Source organism: Geobacillus sp. FSL K6-0789 (genome assembly GCF_038593135.1).
Classification (GTDB): Bacteria; Bacillota; Bacilli; order Bacillales; family Anoxybacillaceae; genus Geobacillus; species Geobacillus stearothermophilus.
In genome coordinates this window covers 1,670,329-1,687,297 of record NZ_CP151966.1, presented here as the reverse complement: position 1 = coordinate 1,687,297, position 16,969 = coordinate 1,670,329, and the positions used below count along the sequence as shown (strand labels likewise).

Annotated in this window: 15 protein-coding genes, 1 tRNA gene, 1 pseudogene and 1 riboswitch; of the genes and pseudogenes, 2 read left to right on the top strand and 15 right to left on the bottom strand. The window is 53.3% G+C overall.

The genetic code is table 11. The annotated features are described in order from the left end of the window. Positions 1-3 precede the first annotated feature (3 nt). The 11 genes from NSQ51_RS08770 to NSQ51_RS08720 form a co-directional block, all read right to left on the bottom strand. Entirely contained in the window at positions 4-651 is a 648-nt protein-coding gene (locus NSQ51_RS08770) for a precorrin-8X methylmutase (RefSeq protein ID WP_049624532.1), read from the bottom strand. Between the two features lie 56 nt (positions 652-707). Then, positions 708-1,484: a precorrin-6A reductase gene (gene cobK / locus NSQ51_RS08765; RefSeq protein ID WP_049624533.1), complete on the bottom strand. Its 777-nt coding sequence runs from the start codon at positions 1,482-1,484 to the stop codon at positions 708-710. A 22-nt stretch (positions 1,485-1,506) separates the two neighbouring features. Beyond that, positions 1,507-2,331: a sirohydrochlorin chelatase gene (locus tag NSQ51_RS08760; protein WP_033016971.1), complete on the bottom strand. Its 825-nt coding sequence runs from the start codon at positions 2,329-2,331 to the stop codon at positions 1,507-1,509. A gap of 37 nt (positions 2,332-2,368) precedes the next feature. Beyond that, complete coding sequence (gene cobJ / locus NSQ51_RS08755) at positions 2,369-4,150, bottom strand: precorrin-3B C(17)-methyltransferase (protein WP_080986164.1); 1,782 nt, start codon at positions 4,148-4,150, stop codon at positions 2,369-2,371. Positions 4,151-4,171: 21 nt separating this feature from the next. Beyond that, positions 4,172-5,002, bottom strand: a complete 831-nt coding sequence (locus NSQ51_RS08750) for an ABC transporter ATP-binding protein (RefSeq protein WP_310794043.1) — start codon at positions 5,000-5,002, stop codon at positions 4,172-4,174. A gap of 5 nt (positions 5,003-5,007) precedes the next feature. Next, the gene (locus tag NSQ51_RS08745; protein WP_011231297.1) at positions 5,008-5,733 is read right to left on the bottom strand and encodes a CbiQ family ECF transporter T component; all 726 of its coding nucleotides are present in this window, start codon (positions 5,731-5,733) and stop codon (positions 5,008-5,010) included. Then, positions 5,717-6,010 (bottom strand): energy-coupling factor ABC transporter substrate-binding protein, encoded by a 294-nt coding sequence (locus tag NSQ51_RS08740; protein WP_011231298.1) that lies wholly within the window; start codon positions 6,008-6,010, stop codon positions 5,717-5,719. Before NSQ51_RS08740 ends, NSQ51_RS08745 begins: the two co-directional genes overlap by 17 nt. Positions 6,011-6,014: 4 nt before the next feature. Continuing rightward, positions 6,015-6,731, bottom strand: a complete 717-nt coding sequence (locus NSQ51_RS08735) for an energy-coupling factor ABC transporter permease (RefSeq protein WP_230581405.1) — start codon at positions 6,729-6,731, stop codon at positions 6,015-6,017. Positions 6,732-6,758: 27 nt separating this feature from the next. Beyond that, positions 6,759-7,157 (bottom strand): (2Fe-2S) ferredoxin domain-containing protein, encoded by a 399-nt coding sequence (locus NSQ51_RS08730; RefSeq protein ID WP_033016979.1) that lies wholly within the window; start codon positions 7,155-7,157, stop codon positions 6,759-6,761. A gap of 184 nt (positions 7,158-7,341) precedes the next feature. Then, positions 7,342-7,536, bottom strand: a riboswitch (cobalamin riboswitch). 60 nt (positions 7,537-7,596) lie between these two features. Continuing rightward, positions 7,597-8,082 carry a ribonuclease E activity regulator RraA gene (gene rraA / locus NSQ51_RS08725; RefSeq protein WP_033016984.1) on the bottom strand — a complete coding sequence of 162 codons (486 nt, stop codon included), beginning with the start codon at positions 8,080-8,082 and terminating at the stop codon, positions 7,597-7,599. Between the two features lie 256 nt (positions 8,083-8,338). Beyond that, positions 8,339-8,410: transfer RNA gene (locus NSQ51_RS08720), tRNA-Gln, on the bottom strand. A gap of 173 nt (positions 8,411-8,583) precedes the next feature. Here NSQ51_RS08720 and NSQ51_RS08715 point away from each other — a divergent pair. Next, positions 8,584-9,465, top strand: a complete 882-nt coding sequence (locus NSQ51_RS08715; protein WP_064213504.1) for a glycerophosphodiester phosphodiesterase family protein — start codon at positions 8,584-8,586, stop codon at positions 9,463-9,465. A gap of 156 nt (positions 9,466-9,621) precedes the next feature. Continuing rightward, a pseudogene (locus NSQ51_RS08710) lies at positions 9,622-10,499 on the top strand (IS982 family transposase). Positions 10,500-10,553: 54 nt separating this feature from the next. Here the strand turns inward: NSQ51_RS08710 and pflA are convergent. From pflA to NSQ51_RS08690, 4 genes are all read right to left on the bottom strand, one after another. After that, positions 10,554-11,303, bottom strand: a complete 750-nt coding sequence (gene pflA, locus NSQ51_RS08705) for a pyruvate formate-lyase-activating protein (protein ID WP_033016988.1) — start codon at positions 11,301-11,303, stop codon at positions 10,554-10,556. A gap of 58 nt (positions 11,304-11,361) precedes the next feature. Beyond that, the gene (pflB, locus tag NSQ51_RS08700) at positions 11,362-13,611 is read right to left on the bottom strand and encodes a formate C-acetyltransferase (RefSeq protein ID WP_049624864.1); all 2,250 of its coding nucleotides are present in this window, start codon (positions 13,609-13,611) and stop codon (positions 11,362-11,364) included. Between the two features lie 288 nt (positions 13,612-13,899). Then, on the bottom strand, positions 13,900-16,056 hold the full coding sequence (locus NSQ51_RS08695) for a DNA topoisomerase III (protein WP_049625997.1): 2,157 nt from the start codon (positions 16,054-16,056) through the stop codon (positions 13,900-13,902). Positions 16,057-16,068: 12 nt separating this feature from the next. Next, positions 16,069-16,959: an aldo/keto reductase family oxidoreductase gene (locus NSQ51_RS08690; RefSeq protein WP_049624866.1), complete on the bottom strand. Its 891-nt coding sequence runs from the start codon at positions 16,957-16,959 to the stop codon at positions 16,069-16,071. Positions 16,960-16,969: the final 10 nt, after the last annotated feature.

Sequence of the window (16,969 nt, the reverse complement as noted above, 5' to 3'; positions counted from 1 at the left end):
TCGTCACGCTCGCTCGGCGAGCAGCGATAACGCATTCAAGGCAGCGACGGTCACGGTGCTTCCTCCTTTGCGGCCGCGGTTGGTGATGAACGGCACATCGAGCTTCGCCAATTCTTCTTTCGATTCCGCCGCCGAGACGAATCCGACCGGCAAGCCGATCACCAATCCCGGCCGCGCTTCTCCTTCTTTGATGAGACGAATGAGCTCCAACAGCGCAGTCGGTGCGTTGCCAATGGCGAAAATGCCGCCTTCCGCTTCTTTCACCGCTTTGCGCATCGCCACGATCGCCCTCGTCGTATTCAGCCGTTTCGCTTCCGCGATCACGTCTTCATCAGAAATATAGACACGCACCGCGCTGCCGAACTTCGCCAACCGCGCTTGATTGACGCCGGCTTGCACCATTTGCACATCGGCGACGACGAGCTTGCCGCTGCGGATGGCATCAATGCCTGAGCGAATCGCATCCGGGTGGAAAAGAAGACTTTTGCCAAGCTCAAAATCAGCCGATGTATGGATGACGCGCTGAACGATTCGGTATTGTTCTTCTGTAAATGAATGCTCGCCGATCTCTTCATCAATGATTTGAAAGCTGCGCGCTTCAATTTGTTCCGGCTGCACCGTCGCCGGACGAAATGTTGTATGGAAGTCCATGACAATTCTCCTTTCTTCATGATCGCTTGCATGAGCGGCCACTAGAATCCCATTCTTTACACGGCCGGAAGCGGCGCATGCTGCTTCAACGACTCAAGCACGCCGGCAAAATCGTGATGCACGATGCCGTATGACAGCCGCGGGCGGCGGATGACGATGACATCAATGCCGAGCTCCTCGGCGGCAGCGATTTTCTCATCGACCAACCCGACTTTGCCGCTTTCTTTCGTGACGACGACCGTGACGCCAAAATGGCGGTATAGCGCCCGATCGAGCTCTTTCGTAAACGGCCCCTGCATCATGACGATCTGCTCTTGCGAAAACCCGAGCCGCTCGCATTTGTCCAAATTGTCTTTTCTCGGGAGCATCCGGGCGATCACCTTCACGTTTGGGCGATTGAGCAGTTTGGCGGCGAAAATGTCGAGCGTTTTGCTGCCGGTCGTCAGCATCACGACGCCGCCTTTTTCCGCCGCCAGCTCGGCGGCTTCTTCATAGCTATCGACAAATGTCACCTTCTCGGATGAAAGCGAAGACGCCTGCCGCTCATAGCGGATGTACGGCAATTCGGCAGCGGCCGACGCTTGCATGGCGTTTTTCGACGCCTCCTCCGCAAATGGATGGCTCGCATCGACAATCGCTTTGGCTCCCTCGGCTTTGGCCAAATCGGCAAGCTGGGACGCATCCAAGCGGCCGACATAGGCGCGAATGCCGGATGACCGAAGCTGTTCGGCCGCGTGATCGGTGACGACCGTCGCCGTGACCGAATAGCCAGCTTGTTGGATCATCACCGCCAATTCGCGGGCATCGCTCGTCCCTGCCAACATCAAAATCATCAGCGCTCCCCCTTTTTGTTTTTTAGTGATGATGGTGATGATGATGGTGAGAAACGTGCAGCCGGTATTGACAGATGTCGCAATTCATCGCCACCGTTTGATCGAGCACTTCTTGCAGGCGGTCAAGCACGATATCGATCAGTTTCGGATGAAAACCGACATAATCGGCCAGCGCAAATGAGACGTGCGGGTGATCGAGGCGGTATTGCGCCACTTGCTGTTCAAGCCGCTTGATGAGCACACCGGTGAACAAAAAATACGGCAAAACGACGATCCGCTTCGCCCCAAGCATGAGACAGCGGCGGACGGCGTCATCAAGCGACGGCGTCGTCACCCCCATAAACGCCGGCTCGATGAGCGCATAGCCCGTTTGTTCCCAAAACAAGCGGGCGATTTTATACAAGTCGCTGTTCGCGTCCGGGTCGCTCCCGCCGCGGCCGAGCAAAATGACCGCTGTGCCGTCGTCTGGCTGCTCCGGCCGCTCGCCGATTTCTTGCAATCGTTCGCGCAAAATAGCAAATGTCTGCTCATGGACGCCGATCGGCCGTCCATATCGAAACATGATGTGCGGATAGCGCGCTTTCGCCTCATCGATTTCCGCCGGGATGTGCAGCTTCGAATGCCCAGCCGGCAATAAAATGAGCGGAATGACCGCCACTTCCGCCGCTCCGGCCTCAACGCACCGCGCGATCCCTTCGCTGATCGACGGACGGCCAAACTCTAGAAAACTCGTTTCAACATGGAAAGAAGCAGAAAGACGCGGCCGCAGGCGGTCGACAAACTGCTGTACTTGCTCATTTCCTTCCGGGTCGCGGCTTCCATGGCCGACAAACAAAATGGCTCTCATATTCGCTCTCCTCTCTTTTATATCGCTCCATCCGAGGTTACTCACTGCATGCCGGCGTTTCGATATTCGCCGCCGTCTTGGCCTCCTCGTACGAAAAGCGGCCGATTTGTTTCACGCGGGCAAAAAACTTATGAAATCGTTCGTTCGGGTAAGCATGTTCTTTGTACTGTTCAATGATGTCCGCCACAATGGCCACCATCTCTTCCGGCGGGATGCCTTCCGCGACGAGCTGGCCGGGATGGGCGTTGCGGCCGACCGTTTTCCCGCCCAAAAACAAATCAAATTTCCCTTTCCGGTACACAAGCCCGATGTCTTCGTGCACCGCGCCGTAGCATGCCATGCCGCAGCCGTTGATGCCAAGCTTCAACTCTTTCGGCAGCGCCATGCCCCCAAATCGCCGCGCCAATTCCTCGGCATATGGAATGGCGTCTTTTTTCTCTCCATCGCAAAAGTCGCATGCCTTCACCGTCAGCACATCACCAACCGGCATTACCATCAGTCCGACAGCAGCGAGCCGATCGACAAGCCCTTTTGGATTCTCTGTCACCCGCTCGATTTTGATATAATGATCCGGCGTGTACGTCATTTTCCCGTCCGGTCCGACCGCTTCGGCAAGCGCGATGAGCTGCTCCGGAGTAAACTGCTTGTTGGCCACCCCTGGGCTCACTGCCGCTTCGAACAGCACAGCGGACGCCTTCTTTGTCGTTCTTCTTTCCAATGCTACAAGCGCGTCCTCCGCTGTTTCTCTCACCCGATGCAACAGAGCGGATGACGGCCGGTTTTCCGTTTGGACGAATGGCTCCTCCGGCAGCGGAAAAGCGGAAGCTGCCGGCGCCAATCCAGCTTCCTTCGCGGCCGCGTCCACAGCCGGCGGCAAAACCGCTACGGCGGCAAAACCGCGGTCTTTCTCGTCGCCGAAAGCGGAGGCAGCCGCGACAAACGGCCGAAACGCTTCTCCGTTTTCTTCGTCCGGCTCTCTCAGCGGCTTCGTCTGGTCGAGCGCCCATGGCTCCGCCTCTTTGCGCAGCCGCTCATGCGGCTTGAGCGGCTGGACGGCGGCAGTCAACTGGTATTTGCGCTGGTAGCCGCGCGGCGTGATCATGAGCCCATCGTAAACAAAAGTCGTCGAGTTGCCGATAATGACCGTCGTCAACATGCCGATTTCATGGTCCAGCATATGCGCCAAGTCGGTGAGGACGATATGCTGACGCTCGCGATACGCGCTTTTTACCAGACCGACCGGGGTCTCCGGAGACCGGTGGCGAAGCAGGATGCGCTGCGCCTCCACAATCTGCCGAGTGCGCCGCCCGCTTTTCGGGTTGTACAGCGCGATGACAAAATCGGCCGCCGCCGCGGCGTCAATCCGCTTTTCAATCAGCTCCCACGGCGTCAAATGATCGCTCAAACTGATCGTACAGGCATCGTGCATAATCGGGGCGCCAAGCAGCGCCGCGCACGAATGAATCGCGGAAATGCCGGGGATGACTTCGACTTCAATCGGACGCGCTTTCGTCCACCCTTTTTCGATCAACACTTCATACACGAGCCCCGCCATGCCGTACAACCCGGCGTCGCCGCTGGAGATGACGGCAACCGTTTTGCCGCGCTCGGCCCACTTCACCGCCGCTTGGGCGCGGCTCACTTCTTCGGTCATACCCGTGCTAATGATCTCTTTTCCAGCAATGAGATCGCGCACAAGTTCGATGTACGTTTTGTAGCCGATGATGACGTCGCTTTCTTCAATCGCTTCCCGAGCCCGTTTCGTCATATGGTCGACGCTTCCCGGGCCGAAGCCGACAATGAGCAATTTGCCGCTCATCATGATCCCTCCTTTTGCCGACTAGCACCCATTTTTCACACTCCATTCGCCGCTCATGTCCCTTTCACGGCGCAACACATCGGGGACGATCTTTTCCTCTGGCCGCCATGCTTGCCAAAGCCGCACGAACAGCGGAACATCCAAGCGAATGTCCAACAGCCGCTGGCGGTCGGCGAATACGTCTTCGGGCGCCCCTTGCATCACGATCCGTCCTTCGTGCATGACTGCGACGACATCCGCCCACTGCCAGACGAAATCCATGTCATGGGTGGCGATCAACACAGTCGTCCCCGCCTGGTGAATGGCGTCAATTTGTTTGAGAAACTGCTTTGTCTGATGCTGATCCAAATAGGCGGTCGGTTCGTCCAATACGAGCAAGTCCGGCTTGGCCGCCATCGTACAGCAGAGCGTCAGCCATTTTTTCTGTCCGAGACTGAATTGATGGGTCGGGCGGTCCAGCCAAGATTGAAGGTGGTATTCCGCCGTAATCGCGGCAAGCGCCTCCCTCATTTTTTCTCGATCGATTCCGGCATGGACTAAGCTGATCGCCAATTCATCACGCACGAGCGGGGCGAGGATTTGATGCTCCGGGTTTTGAAAGACGATGCCGACTTCACGCCGCCATTGCGTCCAATCAGCGCCGCGTTCATACATGTTGCGCCCTTTCCAATACACCGCTCCTTCCTGCGCCCGCAGCAGCCCGTTCAAATGAAGAAACAACGTCGTTTTGCCGCAGCCGTTTGGCCCGATCAAGGCGCATTTTTTTCGCTCTGGAATTTCCCAATCAATCCCATTCAGCACGTACCGTTCTGCTTGATAAGCGTATTTCACTCGTTCCATTCGCAGCAGCAACGTTTTCACCCTTTCCGCCATGCCCACCCAAGCAGCAAGGCCATGATGATGCCGGCCGCAACATCGACAAGAGGCACATGCGCTTTTTCCCGCTGATGCGTATGCCCAGCCGACGCGACGCCTCCACGCGCCGCAAGCGAACGGCTGAACGCTTCATACGACTGCCACGTTTTCATCCATAGTTGGTACATCAGCATCCCGCCATGCCGCCAATGCGTTCCCCCGCTGCGGGCCCGCAACGCCAGCATCAGCTCTGCGGCCGCCTGCTCGAGCAAAAAGATAAAGCGATACATAAGAAAGCAAAGTTCCACGAGCGCCGCCGGCAGCCGCATTCGCCTCAGCACCGCAATCAAGTCCGGCGCCGGCGTCGTAATGAGAAGGAAAAACAAGCACGACCAGGCGGCAAGGGAGCGGACGGCGAGCTTTGCAGCCGGCTGCAGCTGGCTGTCGATGAAAGTTATTTGAAAAGGAACCGACACGGACACAACGAGCGTCAGCAGGCTGAGCCCTAAAAAAACGGAGGCGGCGAGCATCGCTTTTCCATACACGGAAAACGGCACTCGTGCACGAGCGACAATCCAATACGCCATTCCGATGAGCACAAGCCATTGTTCGCGCCAGCCGCCCATCATGACAACGGCAAGCATAACAAACGCCACGATCAGCTTCCACTCCGCCCGCCATGCCCGCAGCCGGTTGTCATACGCCCAACGGTCAAACTCGCGAATCATGGCTGTTTTTCCGCTCCGAACGCCCTTTGTACAACCCGACGACGTAGCCGATCACGCCGGCGCCAAGCGCGGCTTGCAGCGAGAACAGAAGCGTTTCGACTTCGCCGCCTGGAGGGGTGAAGATCGACTCAAACCACGGCCGATAATGCGGGTTGAGCGTTTGAATGGCTTTTTCCGCCTGATCGTCCGTTCCACCGAATTCCGATCCGCGCGCCCACCAAAGAGGAATGATGACAAGCAAAGCAGCCAGCAACACGAGCAAGCCATTTTTCTTCATCGCATTACGCCTCCTTTTCCTTTTGGAACAGCGGAGAAGCTTGATAGGAGGAAAGCCAGTTCCAGACGATTACCGTTATGATGCCTTCCGTCACCGCCAACGGCACTTGAGTAATGGCAAAAATGCCGGCGAATTTCAAAAACGAGGCGGTGACTCCCCCATCAGGAGACGGAAACGCCAGGGCAAGCTGCAGGGACGTCATGACATATGTAGCCAAATCAGACAAACAAGCGGCAAGAAACAAAGCCGCTCGATTGGATACCGCCCCTTTTCGGCACAGTTGATACACTCCGTACGCGACGAACGGGCCGACGATCGCCATCGACATCGCATTGGCCCCAAGCGTCGTCACTCCTCCGTGGGCAAGAAGCAGCGCTTGAAAGAGAAGAACGACTGTGCCGATCACCACCATCACCCATGGTCCAAACAAAACCGAGCCGAAGCCGATCCCGGTCGGATGCGAGCTGCTGCCGGTGACGGATGGAATTTTCAACGCCGACAATACAAATGTAAACGCGCCAGCTAACGCCATCAGAAGCTTATGTTCGGGGTGCTGCTTCAGCGTATGCACAAGCCGCCGCAATCCGAACACAAAGAACGGCAAAAACAACAGCCACCAAAACAGCGCCCATTTGACAGGCAAAAATCCTTCCATAATGTGCATGGCATACGCTTCATTTTCATTCGTCAACAAAAAATAGGAAACGAACAAAGCCGCCATTTTGCTCCATCGAACCGCTCTCTTCATTTATCCCTTCACTCCTTTCGCAGCATGTTCCGTTTTCCGTTTTCCGCTTGGCGCCTCCCGTTCGCCGGCTGGCGTCAACACCAATTCGCCTTCGTATTCATACGTCGCCCACTCCCGCATCGGAACCCCCTCACCCAAATGAGCGCGCACAACCTCCTTCGCCCGCTCCGGCGTTATCTGTCGATACCAGACGCCTTGCGGATAGACGATCATCACGCACGCGTCTTGGCATCGTCCGTTGCAGCGCGTCCTTGTTGTATGGACAGCGTCGTCAAGCCCGAGACGGGCGATCTCCTCGCGCACCGCCGTTGTCACATCATCCCCGCCATGGCGGAGGCACGTCCCTCCGTTGCAAATGAGCACATGATGCTTCATTCCCCGCAAATCCCATGTCGCCACCGAATCCCCCCTTTTTGGCTAGAATGATAGAATTTAGACGCAGACAGACGGGCAGGTTTTCGGCAAAAGAAAAAGCACCTCTACAGCAGAGGTGCAGAAAAATGTATACGAAAGCCGTAAACGGCCCAAACAGGCCCAATGCAGCCATCATTCTCCCGCACGTCTGCCTATAGTCCCGTAGGCATCCGTCCGATCCAAACAAGGCAGGTCTCCTGACTTAGGATCATCGCTTGACGGCGTCTTCCCGAAGCATCCTTCAGTGACTTGTTGCCGCAAAGCTCCCCATCACAGTGGCGGGCACCGTGCCGGATTTTCACCGGGCTTCCCTTTTCACCCAAACCCTAGAGCAGGCTTAGGCACCTTGTTTGTCTTACCGCCATATATGCGCTGTCATGGAACAAGCATCCGTTTTCATCGTAGTACAACCAATGCGTTGCCGTCAACCGTTTTTTGCCGACCAATCTTCGCGGGCGACGACAACGCCGTCGGCATCGGCGTACACGTATGCGCCCGGCTCCCAGCGGACGCCGCCGAACTCGAGCACAACGTCGCGGACGCCTTTTCCTTCTTTTTTGCTTTTCACTGGGCACGTGCCGATCGCCATGACCCCAAGCGGCATGCGGCCGATTTCCGCCGAATCGCGAATGCAGCCGTGGATGATGACGCCGGCAAGCCCCCGGTCGCAGGCGATTTGCGCCAACCGGTCGCCTAATAGCGCCACGCGGCGCGAGCCTTTTCCATCGACCACGAGCACCGTCCCCGGCAGCACCGTCTCGAGCGCTTCACGGACAAGGACGTTGTCCTCAAACACGTCGACCGTCGCGATCGGCCCGGAAAACATCCGTTTTCCGCCGTACGATTGAAACGAAAGTTCGCACACTTGCAACTCATCTAAACATTGATCGCATAAATCAGCTGTTTTCATGATCCTCTCCCCTTTCGTTTTTTTTCATTCGCCACCATTCGTCAAAATCCTGCCGACACCACATTTTTTTGCGGCGCTGCTTCTGCTCGGGCATCGGATGCGTGTCCTTGCGGGGCCGCTGAAAACGATAAAAAGATGTTCTCGTCCCCGAAGATGTTCTCGTCCCCGCTTTCCGGCGAACGAAAAAACGGCCCCGCACAACATGGCGGAAGCCGTTTTGGCCGCCGGGACGTGCGGACCCCGTCCGGCGATTCAGCTGGGCTAGCTGGATTCGAACCAGCGCATCACGGAGTCAAAGTCCGTTGCCTTACCGCTTGGCTATAGCCCAACGTTTTGTTGTCGTTTACAGTATGCGTCATGATGGTGCACGTTATGCATCAACCTGAATATTCTTTTGCTTGATGTGCGACACTATCGGTACAAACATCCTTTCCCTGCTATATCCCCTCGTTTTCTCTCGCACTTGTTTTTCCGATATGATACTGGAAGGGAGAGATGTCTATGCGCCGGATCACGGTTTTTCGCATCTATCTTTGCGCATTGTTTTTGTTATCGCTGCCGATCGTCTTAGCGGCCGCGGCTGCCTGGCAGCCACCCAGCCAGCCGAAAACCACCGTCATCGCCCACCGCGGCGCGTCCGGACACGCGCCGGAGCATACGCTCTCATCCTACCGCCTCGCCGCCCGCATGAATGCCGATTATATCGAAGTCGATGTGCGCGCAACGAAAGACGGGAAGCTCGTTGCCCTGCATGATGCGACGCTCGCCCGGACGACAAATGTCGAAACGGTCTACCCACACCGGTCGCCATGGCGGGTCAGCGATTTTTCATTGCGTGAGCTCAAAAAATTGGATGCCGGATCGTGGTTCGATCCACGCTTTGCCGGCGAATGCGTTCCGACGCTTGATGAGGTGGTTCGGATGCTGAAAGCGGAACGTGTAAACGTTCCGTTGTACGTCGAAACGAAACAGCCCGGCATCGAACGGGCGGTCGCCCGCCTATTGCAAAAACACGGCGTTCTCCAGCGCGGAAGCGTCATGTTTCAATCGTTCCATCCAGAAAGTTTGCAGGCGCTCCGCCCGCTCATCCCGCGCGGCGTCCCGCTCATTCAATTGGTCGGCGAAAAGGAAGCGCGAAGTGGCCGCGACGAGCTGTTGCAACAAATCGCCGTCTATGCCGATGGCATCGGCTTGCCGCTCCCAGCCGTCACCGAAGAGTGGGTGCGCGCCGCCCATGGCCGCGGGCTCATGGTTCACGTCTATACCGTCAATGAACCACACGATCTCGCTCGCCTATGCGCCATGGGCGTGGACGGTGTGTTCACCGATTATCCAGACCGCCCTGGCCGCATTGCCGCCTGCCGTCGTTTGCCCCGTCATTGACCCGCCTTCAGGGAGCCAGGGGGAGCTTATTTTTTACATAATGTTATTATGGTTACCCGTGGTGCTAGATAAACTTGGGCAAGCATAAAAATAGCCCTTGCTGGCGGATCTCCTGTAGAATGAAAGTGCGACCTGCCATTCGAAAGGAGAATCCCCATGCAAGAGCACTTTCATTTTACTACAGATCGGGCCCAAGATTCAAAAGCAATATGCCGCCATTTTCGTTTTTGTTTCTGCTCAACTGTCATCGATTCAGATGTACCTACAGCGTCGCAACCGCCATTTGGTCAAACAGGAAGACGCCGTGGTCATCGCGATTCATCTTTTAGGAAAGTTGCTCGGTTTTACTTCTGAACGGGCGTGGCATCGTTTTGTCACGGGAAATTTGTTCACAAACGGCTCGTTTCTCGAACGTTCCCGGTATAACCGCCGTTGCCGGGCGCTTGGCTTCGCTATCAAATGGATCGCCGTCGTGAGCAAAACGCGGCCAACATCATGCCTATGCCGTCGTGGACAGCTTGCCGCTCCCATTGTGCCATACGGCAAGAATGCATCGCGTCAAACGGTTTCAAGAGATCGCCGACATCGGGTATTGCGCTTCCAAAAAGCAATGGTACTACGGGTTGAAGCTGCACCTTCAAGTGACCGATCAAGGGCTGCCAATGGGGTATGTGGTGACGGAAGCATCTTGCCACGATCGAATCGCAGCCGAAAGCGTGATGACCCAAATTCCCCACCCGTATAACTTTGGGGACAAAGGATTCATTAGCCGTGACTTGCAAAAAAGGCTGTACGAAGAATACCAAATGGCGCTTTGGACTCCGTCTCGAAAAAACCAGAAACATCGTGCGTCTGAGACATGGGAGCAGTGGATCCAACAAAAACGCAAAGTGATCGAGACGGTGTTCTCGGTTCTGGTTGATCACTATCGCATCACGGGGATCCGAGCCAATTCGATTATCGGATTTGAAGTGGCACTAGACGGTATATTGTTAGCTTATTCCCTGGTTACACTTGGGCTAGTTGAGCGATAAAGCTCAACTAGCACCACGGGTATATATATGTGAAATCAGAAAAAAACTCTTACATTACGTAAGAGGCGTGCTATTTTCCGTTCCATTTAAGATTTGTTGGGCCATTTGTACGCTTTCTTCCGAAGGAGGTTCAATTCCTTCCAAAGGATACTTCAATCCAAGCGCTTTCCATTTGTATACCCCTAGTTTATGGTACGGGAGAATTTCAATTTTTTCCACATTATTTAACGTACGAATAAAAGCGGCGAGACGGCGCAAGTCATTAGGGTCATCGGTAATGGTTGGAACGAGAACATGCCGGATCCAAACAGGAACGTTTTTTTCGGATAAAAACCGAGCAAATTGTAAAATGTGTTTATTTGTTTTTCCTGTCAGTTTCCGATGTTTTTTTTCATCGATATGTTTTAAATCAAGCAAAATTAAATCCGTATAGGAAAGCAATTCGTTTAATTTTTGCTGGAACGATGCTTCTGTCGTGTAGCATCCCCCTGACGAATCGATTGCTGTATGAATGCCGAGTTTTTTGCATGCTTTAAATAGCTCAATTAAAAAGTCGATTTGTAGCAAAGGTTCTCCGCCGCTGACGGTAATCCCGCCGCCGGAAGCGTTGATAAACGGCAAGTACGTTTTCACGTCATCGATAATTTCTTCTACGGTCATTTCTTTTCCTTTTCCGATTTCCCATGTATCGGCGTTATGGCAATATTGGCAGCGCAATACACATCCTTGTGTAAAGATGACATAACGAAGGCCCGGGCCATCGACGGTACCGCATGATTCGATGGAGTGAATAAATCCTTTCATACGCATGTTCTCCTTCCTAAGAGAAATATACCCCCTCACAAGAAGGAGGGGGGAGAGATTACATTGTTTCATGGAACGTGCGGTTAATGACGTCAATTTGTTGTTCACGAGTTAGTTTAATGAAGTTGACGGCATATCCAGAGACGCGAATCGTTAATTGCGGATATTTTTCTGGATGTTCCATCGCGTCTAATAATGTTTCGCGATTCAACACGTTAATGTTGAGATGATGCCCGCCTTTTTCCATGTAACCGTCTAAAATAGCGACAAGATTGTGAATACGTGTTTCCTCGTCTTTTCCTAACGCTTTCGGAACGATCGAGAACGTGTTTGAAATACCGTCTAGGGCGTGTTCATACGGCAATTTTGCCACAGAGCTTAACGAAGCGAGCGCACCTTTCATGTCGCGGCCGTGTAGCGGGTTCGCTCCTGGAGCAAACGGTTCGCCAGCGCGGCGGCCATCTGGTGTATTGCCTGTCTTTTTACCGTATACGACGTTTGATGTAATCGTTAAAATCGATAACGTATGTTTTGAATCGCGATACGTTTTATGTTTTTTCAATTTCGTCATAAAGCGTTCGACTAAATCAACCGCAATTTGGTCGACGCGATCATCGTTATTTCCGTATTTCGGGAAGTCGCCTTCAATTTCAAAATCAACAGCAATGCCGTTTTCATCGCGAATCGGTTTTACTTTTGCATATTTGATCGCGCTTAACGAATCGGCGACAACCGATAGCCCGGCAATACCAGTTGCCATTGTGCGCAAAACGTGGGTATCATGAAGCGCCATTTCAATGCGTTCGTAACAATATTTGTCGTGCATGTAATGGATGACATTGAGTGTATTAATATAAAGTTCGGCAAGCCATTCAAGCACTTGATCGAATTTACGCATTACTTCGCCATAATCTAAATATTCGGATGTAATTGGCGCAAATTCAGGACCAACTTGAATTTTTAATTTTTCATCGACGCCGCCGTTAATCGCATATAACAATGCTTTCGCGAGGTTGGCGCGCGCTCCGAAAAATTGCATTTGTTTACCGATTCGCATCGCCGATACGCAGCAGGCAATTCCGTAATCATCGCCAAATTCAACGCGCATTAAGTCGTCGTTTTCATATTGAATCGAGCTTGTTTTAATCGACATTTTCGCGCAATATTCTTTGAACGCTTCCGGTAATTGTTTCGACCAAAGTACGGTTAAGTTTGGTTCTGGCGCAGGTCCTAAGTTATCTAACGTATGAAGGAAACGGAACGAGTTTTTCGTTACTAACGGACGACCGTCGATAGCGACTCCGCCAATTGATTCTGTTACCCATGTCGGGTCGCCGCTAAATAGTTCGTTATATTCCGGCGTTCTTGCGAATTTGACAAGGCGCAATTTCATCACAAAATGGTCGACAAGCTCTTGCGCTTCTTTTTCTGTTAGTGTACCTTCTTGTAGGTCGCGTTCGATATAAATATCTAAGAAGGTGGAAACGCGCCCTAAGCTCATCGCTGCGCCGTTTTGTTCTTTAATGGCGGCGAGATAAGCGAAATAGAGCCATTGGAATGCTTCATGCGCGTTTCGCGCTGGTTTGGAAATGTCGTAACCGTAGCTTAATGCCATTTGTTTCAATTCGTTTAACGCGCGAATTTGTTCAGCAATTTCCTCGCGAAGGCGGATAATGTCTTCCGTCATCGTTCTTGCGCCGGTGTTTTTCAAATCCTTTTGTTTTTCTTCAATCAGACGATCGACACCGTATAATGCTACACGGCGATAGTCGCCAATAATGCGGCCGCGTCCGTACGCGTCTGGAAGACCGGTGATGATTCCTGCTTTGCGCGCTAATCTCATTTCTTCGGTGTAAACGTCAAATACACCTTGGTTATGCGTTTTTCGGTATTCCGTAAAGATTTTTTTCACTTCGTCGCTTATTTTGTAGCCGTATGCTTCACATGATTGCTGCGCCATGCGGATGCCGCCGAACGGCATTAATGCGCGCTTAAACGGTTTATCCGTTTGAAAGCCAACGATTTTTTCCAAGTCTTTGTTTAAATAACCTGGTCTGTGGGAAGTGATGGTGGAAACAATGGATGTGTCCATATCAAGAACGCCGCCTTTTTCGCGTTCTTGCTTCGACAATTCCATCACTTGTTCCCAAAGTTTTTTCGTTGCTTCGGTCGGTCCTTCTAAAAACGATTCATCCCCATAGTAAACGGTTACGTTTTTTAAAATAAAGTCACGGACGTCAATGGACTTTTTCCATTTAGACCCTTTAAAATTTCGCCACGGGTCTAATACAGCAACAGCTTGTTTCATAACAGATCCCCTCCCAATTGTTCAGAACAATCATATATAACAGATCTCATCTCTATGATACTATATTTTTGGATGCTTAGAATCATCTATTATTGAATAGTTTGTGAAATGTTGAACAATTTTAATTTAAAGACAGTGAAAAAAGAAGAAATGACAACCAATGAACATGAAGAAGGATGTAAAAATAAAAAATCTCCATCCCTTGTTATAAATCGGGAGGTCAGATCGGCGGTCCGCCATCGGTCCGCCTTTTTGCCAAGCGCTCCATCCTTTCCTCCCCCGCCCTTGTCACCGCTTCGGAAACTGAAACGATAATTTCTTCTCGTTTTCATCCCAGACAAGGATGGCGTCAAACGTTTTTTCGCCTTTTTTAAACCCTTTGATGACATTCGTTTTCCCTTGCGCCAGCAGTTTTTTCACATTGGCCGCCGAAATCGATTTGCCGAGAATGCGTTTGGAGATCGTAAACGGGCATTTTGTTTTCGCGTACTGGTCGCAGCCGTACAACGTTCCTTTGTCGACGACGGTCCCGCCGCAAAGCGGGCACGGTCCAAGCTTCTCGCCCATCGTTTTTTTCTTCCTTGTCCGTTGGATCGAGGCGGTGTCAACCCCTCTGAAATTCCAATTCGGCGCAGCGGCGATGGCGTCAGCGACCACTTTTTGCGCCAACTTTTTCACCTGTTCCATAAAGGCAGCGGGAGAGGCGCTCCCTTCGCCGATTTCGCTTAAGCGCTGCTCCCATTTCGCCGTCATTTCCGGCGAGGCGAGAATCGTGCCGCCGAGCGCCTCGATCAATACTTTCGCCTTGTCGGTCGCATATACGAGGTTGTTTTTCACTTCAATATACTTCCGCTCTTTCAGCATGGTAATGATCGCCGCCCTTGTTGCTTCCGTGCCGAGCCCTTCCGTTTTGGCGAGCACTTTTTCCAGTTCCTCATCGTCCAAAAATTTTCCCGCCGTTTTCATCAAGGTGATGAGTTCGCCTTCTGTATACCGTTTCGGCGGCTCGGTCTTCCCTTCTTTCACCTTGACAGCGGCCGCTTCCCCCGCCTCCCCTCGCTCAAGGAGAGGCAGCGCAGCATCTTTCTCCTCCTCATGCGGACGGATGACGGCGCGCCATCCTTCCTCGACGACTTGTCTTCCTTTCGAAACAAAGCGGGCCCGGCCGTCAACGAGCGTTGTGACGGTCGTATAATCGATGACCGCCGCCTGATGGTGGGCGGCAATTAGGCGGCGGACGACCAAATCGTACACCTTCCGTTCGTCGGCTGACAGCTTCTCGGGATCCACCACTTGCTCGGTCGGGATAATGGCGTAATGGTCCGTCACCTTTTTCTCGTTTACATAACGTTTATTCTGTAAAATCGACGGCTGCGGCAGCGGAAAATACGAAGCGTACGCCGGAAACGAGGACAGCTTTTGCAAAATGGCGGGAAACGTTTCCGCTTCCCCTTTCGTCACATGCATCGAATCGGAACGAGGATACGAAACGATCCCTTTTTGGTAGAGCGATTGCAGCACATCAAGCGTCTTTTTCGGCGAGAAGCGGTACAACTTGTTCGCTGTCGCTTGCAGCGTCGATAAGTTGAACAACAGCGGCGGCTGATACGTTTTCCGCTCTGTGTGGACGTCGGCGACTTCCGCCCGTTTTCCTTGGCAAAAGGCAGCGATCTTTTTCGCCATCTCCTCGTCCCCAAGACGCGTTTGGCCGTTTTTATCCGTCCATTTTCCTTCATAACGCTTGTCGCCAATGACAAACGAGGCGACGACTTCCCAAAACGGTTCAGGGCGGAACTGCTCAATTTCCCGCTCACGCCGGACGATCAGCGCCAATGTCGGCGTCTGCACGCGCCCGACGGAAAACACATCGTTCATCCCGCGCTCCTTCAGCAAGAGGCTGTACACGCGCGAGGCGTTCATGCCGACGAGCCAATCCGCGCAGGCGCGGGCGTACGCTTCCTCATAGAGCGGGCGCGTCGTCCGTTCATCAAGCAGGCGGCGGAACCCTTCCTCGATCGCCTTCGGAGTCAAGGACGACAGCCAAAGCCGCTTCATCGGCTTGTTCACGCCGCTTAGGCGGATGAGGTTGCGCACAATGAGCTCCCCTTCGCGCCCCGCGTCGCCGGCATGGATGATTTCCGTCACTTCCGGCTTTCGCAGCAATTCTTTCACAACCTTGAACTGTTTCGCCTTCGCTTTTTCGATCTCATACTCAAACCGTTCCGGGATGATCGGCAACGTGCCGAGCGTCCACCGCTTCCACTCCGGCCGATACCGCTCCGGCGGGGCGAGCTGGAACAAATGCCCGATCGCCCATGTCATATACGCCCCGTCGGGAAACAAGTCATTCGGCAAAATTTCGATATAGCCTTGCCGTTTTTTCGTCCGAAAAATCGAGGCGAGCGTCGCCCCTTGGTCCGGCTTTTCCGCGATAATGACCTTCATCGTCCTCTCCCCTTACGGCACATCATGCCCCATGGAGCTTTGTAAGATAGCGAACCATTGCTCGCGGGAAAGCGGAAGCGACAACGCCCGCACCGCCCGCTCGATGCGTTCTTGTTTCCCCGAGCCGACAATCGGCATCATCCGCGCTGGATGAACGAGAAGCCACGCGTACAACACTTCGTCGATCGTCTCAGCGCCCACCTCACCCCGCACTTGTTCAAGCGTCCCGCGCAACCGCACCGCCCGGTCATCGTCAGCGGAAAAAATCGCCCCGCCGGTGAGCGGCGACCATACCATTGGCGGAATGCGCTTCTCAAGGCAAAGGTCAACGGTGCCGTCTTCAAGATTTTCCAACCGATACGCCGATACTTCGATTTGGTTGGTCACGAGCGGAAACGGCAAATACGACTGAAGCATTTCCCACTGCAAACGTTTAAAGTTGGAAACGCCAAAATAGCGCACTTTTCCATCCTTCTTGAGTTGGAGAAACGCCTCGGCCACCTCTTCCGGGTTCATAAACGGATCCGGGCGGTGGATAAGCAATACATCAATATAATCGGTATGGAAGTGTCGAAGGGATTGCTCAACCGAAGCGATGATATGATTTTTGCTTGTATCGTATAATTTCATCCCGTACTTCGATGGCAGCTTGATGCCGCATTTCGTCACGATCTCGATCTGACCGCGCAAGCTTGGCTTTAACGCCAGTGCTTCGCCAAAGCGCGATTCACACGTATAGTCGCCGTAAATATCAGCATGGTCAAACGTCGTAATGCCGCGCTCAAGACAAAATTCAATGAGCCCGAGCAGCTGCTCGCGCGAATAGCCCCAGTCCGCAAGCCGCCAACAGCCGTGAATGAGGCGGGAAAACGTCAAATCGTCCGCCAACCGAATTCGTTCCATTGATTGTCTC

What these genes read in the sequence shown, in the direction of transcription:
- NSQ51_RS08770 (WP_049624532.1), bottom strand. Translation starts at nt 651, where the DNA reads ATGGACTTCCATACAACATTTCGTCCGGCGACGGTGCAGCCGGAACAA.
- cobK (WP_049624533.1), bottom strand. Translation starts at nt 1,484, where the DNA reads ATGATTTTGATGTTGGCAGGGACGAGCGATGCCCGCGAATTGGCGGTG.
- NSQ51_RS08760 (WP_033016971.1), bottom strand. Translation starts at nt 2,331, where the DNA reads ATGAGAGCCATTTTGTTTGTCGGCCATGGAAGCCGCGACCCGGAAGGA.
- cobJ (WP_080986164.1), bottom strand. Translation starts at nt 4,150, where the DNA reads ATGAGCGGCAAATTGCTCATTGTCGGCTTCGGCCCGGGAAGCGTCGAC.
- NSQ51_RS08745 (WP_011231297.1), bottom strand. Translation starts at nt 5,733, where the DNA reads ATGATTCGCGAGTTTGACCGTTGGGCGTATGACAACCGGCTGCGGGCA.
- NSQ51_RS08740 (WP_011231298.1), bottom strand. Translation starts at nt 6,010, where the DNA reads ATGAAGAAAAATGGCTTGCTCGTGTTGCTGGCTGCTTTGCTTGTCATC.
- NSQ51_RS08735 (WP_230581405.1), bottom strand. Translation starts at nt 6,731, where the DNA reads ATGGCGGCTTTGTTCGTTTCCTATTTTTTGTTGACGAATGAAAATGAA.
- rraA (WP_033016984.1), bottom strand. Translation starts at nt 8,082, where the DNA reads ATGAAAACAGCTGATTTATGCGATCAATGTTTAGATGAGTTGCAAGTG.
- NSQ51_RS08715 (WP_064213504.1), top strand. Translation starts at nt 8,584, where the DNA reads ATGCGCCGGATCACGGTTTTTCGCATCTATCTTTGCGCATTGTTTTTG.
- pflA (WP_033016988.1), bottom strand. Translation starts at nt 11,303, where the DNA reads ATGAAAGGATTTATTCACTCCATCGAATCATGCGGTACCGTCGATGGC.
- pflB (WP_049624864.1), bottom strand. Translation starts at nt 13,611, where the DNA reads ATGAAACAAGCTGTTGCTGTATTAGACCCGTGGCGAAATTTTAAAGGG.
- NSQ51_RS08695 (WP_049625997.1), bottom strand. Translation starts at nt 16,056, where the DNA reads ATGAAGGTCATTATCGCGGAAAAGCCGGACCAAGGGGCGACGCTCGCC.
- NSQ51_RS08690 (WP_049624866.1), bottom strand. Translation starts at nt 16,959, where the DNA reads ATGGAACGAATTCGGTTGGCGGACGATTTGACGTTTTCCCGCCTCATT.